Consider the following 4,621-nt stretch of genomic DNA (forward strand, 5'->3'; position numbering starts at 1 on the left):
CAGAACATCACCGTGACATAGCGGCGCTCGCCGCTGACCTCGGCCGCGGCGGAGATCGGCGGTGGCGTTGCGGTCGGGATTGGCTCTGACGCGACGGGTGTGCGACGCGGCGCTCCAGTTGCCTCGGCGGGCGCAGCTGGTGCGTTCTTCTCGATACCGTCGATGTCGGCGATTGCGCGCAACATTTTTCGGCGATCACCGAGGACGACACCGAGATCTTTTAAGTCCTGATCGGTCAGTTCGCGAAGGACCGAGAAATCAATGCGGTTTTCAGCAAAACGCTGGGCGTACTCGGACATGCCGAGCTTTTCGAGCCAGTCGGCAATCTGCTGCATGGCGGCCCCCTACGGAATCAAGGCTATCCGCTCTGGACCGACAGGGCAGTAAGTCTACCATGCGCGCCGATTTATTGCAGCGCCCTCTGGGGGCATGTCTGGTCAGGGTCACGAGCGTCGCCCACTAGGATAGACAGCCGAGCGTCGACTTCCGCTATGCCCCGTTGGCGACCGAGGTCCTATGGCGGTGCAATATGTCGCGACGGGCCAGTTGCAGACATTGTGTCTCACGTTCGATGCCCTCGTCCGCACAAGCGAGCTGGGCCCTAGTTCGGCAACCCCGCTTTCCGAAGGCCCTCACCCAATAGCTTCACGTGTGATTGTCTGCGTCGACCTATCCCCATGGATATTGTGAAGGCGGGATAGAGCTCAAGCAGACGCGCCGCCGCCTCACGGGCCTCGGCATCGCGTCCGAGATGAGCGAGCGCGGACGCAAGACAGAGGTAACCTCCCCTAAGGGCGGGGTTCTGACGAAGGGCTTTCTTCCCGGCGGCGATGGCCTCGTCAAAGCGACGAAGCTCAATCAACGCCATCCCCATCCCAACAAATAACCGATGTAGCAGCGGGTCTACAGGGCTCATGCGCATGGCAAGTTCAAAGCTCCGGACCGCTTCCTCCGGCAGCCCCGCAATTCTATACACTTGGCCTCTGGCGCTCCATGCGAAATATGAATTGGGGTTGAGCGCGACCGCCCGGTCAGCCATTTCGATCTCACGTTCACTATCGCCGACGATGAACGCCGAGATTGCGGCAGCCCATGCCAACGTGTCTGGATCACCATCGTCGATACTCAATGCCAATCGAGAAAGCCGAATTGCTTCCTTGCGCTCGAATTGGGGATCGACCGCATAGCCCCAAATGACGTTTTGCATGTGACCGACACCTGCCAGAGCCGCGGCAGACCCAAACCGGGGGTCCAGCTCCAAGGCGCGATGCGCCAACCTGATCGCCTCGGCCATTCCTTCGCGGCTCGATCGGTAAAACTGCGGCATGGCCCGGAGATAACAATCATAGGCAGTGAGGTTCTCCGGTCGCCGCTGCGCCGCCAGTGCAATTTCTGTTTGAAGCAATTTTGGCTGAATGGCCGAGACGACGGCGACCGTGACTTCGTCCTGGAGCGCGAACACGTCTGTCAGGTCACGCTCGAACCTGTCCGCCCAAATGTGTGCGCCTGTCACTGCATCAATTAACTGCCCTGTGATGCGAACTTTCCCCGACGCCTTGCGCACAGCCCCCTCAAGGACATAGCGCACGCCGAGCCTTCGTCCGACCTCCTTGATATCGGCGGCCTTGCCTTTGAATGTGAAGCTCGAATTGCGAGCGATCACGAACAACCATTTGAACCGCGAGAGCGCCGTGATGATTTCCTCAACCACCCCATCGGCAAAATACTCCTGCTCGGGATCGCCGGACATGTTCGCGAACGGCAGCACGGCGATCGACGGCTTGTCTGGAAGTAGCGGGGCCGCACTTAGTCTCTCGGTCAGCGCGCTAGACGCTCCAGCGCGGACAGCGTAAGCGCGGACCGGTTTGGAGATGTTCTTGAGGTGCTGCTCGCCGCGATCCTCGAAGCCAACGCCCAGCTTGCCTTCGACTTCGCCGTACACCTTCTCGGAAATCAGGATGCCGCCCGGATCGGCGACCCCCTCCAGCCGGACAGCGATGTTGATCCCGTCGCCGTAGAGTTCACCATCCTGCCCAACGATAACGTCACCAAGGTTGAGCCCGACGCGTAACGTGAGGGGACTGCCGCCCGAGGCAAGATGATCCTGTATCTCAACCGCGCATCTCACGGCGGCCACGGGACTCGCGAACTCGACGAGCGCGCCATCACCCGTTGTCTTGATAAGTCGCCCTTCGTGGTGGGAGAGGCTAGGCTCGATCAGTTCTCGCTTGAGCCGCTCGAACTCGGCGTAGGTGGCTTCCTCGGCGCGTTGCATGAGCGCGGAATAACCGACTACGTCGGCGGCCAAGATTGCCGCCAGCCGCCTCTGCACCCGCTGCTCGGTCACAGCGCCCTCCGAACGACCAGATTAACCACGCCGCTGAGACAAGGAAGAGCCTAGCACTTTATTGCGGACATGTGAGCGGCAATCGCGGGAGAGTCCCGTTTGCGCCAAGCGGCATTTGCCGGGCCCATGGCAGCGGCTGCGTTCGGGGCCGCGAACAATATCGCGCATCAGGCGGGGCGCTGACCGGGGGTTCAAGCGGCGTTAATGACCGCTCAGGGTCAATCGCGTCTAATTGGCCATGTCTGGGCCATGTCCGGTTAGGGGACAATATCGGAAGTACCGAGCGCGCCGTTGCGGGCTTAGGCGGAAGTAGCGAACTCTTTGCGGTCAGCTCGCCGACGACGAAGAACGCGAGGTGAAAGCGTTGGGTGGGTCGATGGCGCTACAACGGCCACCGCCGCTATGCTCGCTGAATTAGAGGGACCTTGGCAGGTCACCAGCCGTAAGAGCCGAGCGCGAGTGGCCTGCCGTGAGCTTTAGCGGTGCGTATCGTCTCAGCCGTCAAACAACGCTTCGCGGCCTCGATTTCAGCATCGGTCGCCCCTTTGCTTCGCGCCCACGCCTCGGCTGCTGAGGCGCTGTATTTCGCGACGTAATAGCGAACGACCGAGCAGGAAACGGTTCGCAGCAAGCCGGATTTCTCGCCCGCAACCGCATTAGACGAGAATGCAAACAAAACTGCCAAAACACAAACTACGCGTCGTGCCATCCGGAAGTGGCTCCCTGGTTCGGATGTTTGATTGAGCCCGTTCGTCAATCCTGCATCGCACGTCATGGGCAGCTTGCGTTACAGGCTACAGGGCATGGTTGCGGGTCCCGACTCAACTAATCGCTTGACTATAGCACCTCAGTCATTGCGGCCGTGCACTGGGCCGAGTTATGCCCAACGTTCGAGTGCGGAACACGTTCGGGCGAGAGGCTTTGTTGGAACGTTGATCACGGAGCGCTCTATCATTCTGGGCGGCAAGACAGGAAGTGCACACGCCAGGCGAGTGACTCGGCGCCGGCCTGCGTGAACATGCGTGCAGCTTTCGTCCATTGATAGCCAGCCACGCTGCTTTCACGCTCTCGAGGGCGCGGCGCAACCAGGACCGCTATGGGTCTCCGAGCGGGCATCGGCCACAACGCTGCTGCTACTCACGCAATCGAAGGAACTCGATTCAGTCATGCTGCTGACGCAATCTCTGTCTTAGTCGGTGAGCACTAAAAACACTGTGCGGGGACCACCCCGGTTCCCCGCAACGGTTCCGTCGCCAAGGTCGGCACGAATCCGCAAAGAATTGGCACGAGTTCGATAACGCTCCCGCGTTCGCTCGACCGTGTTTTGCGGCATCGGGAACCGAACGATCGAAAACAATCAGTCAAGGAGTTAGGATGCTGTTCGGCTCGAGCGCCGCAATTTGCGGCGCCGTGGTTGCGTTTGCCATGTCTGTTACCGTTGCTCGAAGTGAAACCGCTGCGGTTCATTCAAGCGCCGTCGTCATTGCCGCTTCTGGGGATGCGATCGTTGGCGCAGCATCCATGTACAATCCGTTCCGGTCCGGATGGCGGGAGGGCGGCTCAAGCACAGCCTCCGGCGAGCGCTATGATCCCTCCGTCTGGGCGGCTGCCATCAAGACAAGCTTGCGTCAGAAGTTTGGTGGGGTCCAATTTGGCGCGAGGCCGAAGTATGCCCTCGTCGAGGCTGCAGGCAAAAAGGTCATCGTCAAGATAAATGACGTGGGGCCACTAATGCCTGGCCGCATCATTGACCTCAATGAGCGGACGATGCGCCATTTCGATCCAAGCCTGCAGCTCGGGGTCATTCATGACGTAAGAGTTAGGCCGCTTGCAGGGGACTATTGGATCCCCGGACCGGTTGGCTGACCTTCTTCTCGGAACACCCCGTTTCCGCCTCGTCATCGAGGCGGACGGCACGATCATCCAGCGCTCGACGCTGGACTTTGGCGATTCCCCGCTACCGCCCGGATCGGATGCCTCGCGGGTCAATACCTCGGTGCGAGGCGACGTAGTCGATCTCGCCGCGCGTGGTGCCGATATCCATCAGCTCCCTGTCGCTTAAGTCGGACAAGGTGGCGCTCAATTTTTGGCGTTGGCGGCGCTCCAGAAAGGCATCCCAACATTTCCAGATGAAGCTCGAGACACGCCGGGTCGATACGGATGTCCGTTCCAGCCACGTTGTGCCGTGCGTCGTGCTCATTGCGGTGTCTCCTGGGACGGTGTCTTTCCACCGGCACGAGGGTGCCGCGAGATCGGCAGGCACGCTTGACCGGC

At 60.5% G+C, this 4,621-nt stretch carries 5 protein-coding genes; 1 reads left to right on the forward strand and 4 read right to left on the reverse strand.

The window, feature by feature from the left end; translation table 11 throughout:
- The 3 genes from ACFFWD_RS27645 to ACFFWD_RS27655 all read right to left on the reverse strand — a co-directional run.
- Positions 1-335: SAM domain-containing protein (locus ACFFWD_RS27645; protein WP_376970614.1), on the reverse strand; the 335-nt coding region annotated here is incomplete at its 3' end.
- Between the two features lie 266 nt (positions 336-601).
- A complete protein-coding gene (locus tag ACFFWD_RS27650) occupies positions 602-2,347 on the reverse strand; it encodes an adenylate/guanylate cyclase domain-containing protein (RefSeq protein ID WP_376970616.1) in 1,746 nt (581 codons plus the stop codon).
- Positions 2,348-2,780: 433 nt separating this feature from the next.
- Positions 2,781-3,056, reverse strand: coding sequence for a hypothetical protein (locus ACFFWD_RS27655; protein ID WP_376970618.1), 276 nt, complete (start codon positions 3,054-3,056; stop codon positions 2,781-2,783).
- Between the two features lie 665 nt (positions 3,057-3,721).
- Here ACFFWD_RS27655 and ACFFWD_RS27660 point away from each other — a divergent pair.
- Positions 3,722-4,213 (forward strand): septal ring lytic transglycosylase RlpA family protein, encoded by a 492-nt coding sequence (locus ACFFWD_RS27660; RefSeq protein ID WP_376970620.1) that lies wholly within the window; start codon positions 3,722-3,724, stop codon positions 4,211-4,213.
- A gap of 91 nt (positions 4,214-4,304) precedes the next feature.
- Here the strand turns inward: ACFFWD_RS27660 and ACFFWD_RS27665 are convergent, their stop codons facing one another.
- The gene (locus ACFFWD_RS27665; RefSeq protein WP_376970622.1) at positions 4,305-4,547 is read right to left on the reverse strand and encodes a DUF1127 domain-containing protein; all 243 of its coding nucleotides are present in this window, start codon (positions 4,545-4,547) and stop codon (positions 4,305-4,307) included.
- Between the last annotated feature and the right edge of the window lie 74 nt (positions 4,548-4,621).

Origin of the sequence: Bradyrhizobium erythrophlei (assembly GCF_042430365.1) — a bacterium.
In the GTDB taxonomy this organism is placed as follows: Bacteria; Pseudomonadota; Alphaproteobacteria; order Rhizobiales; family Xanthobacteraceae; genus Bradyrhizobium; species Bradyrhizobium erythrophlei.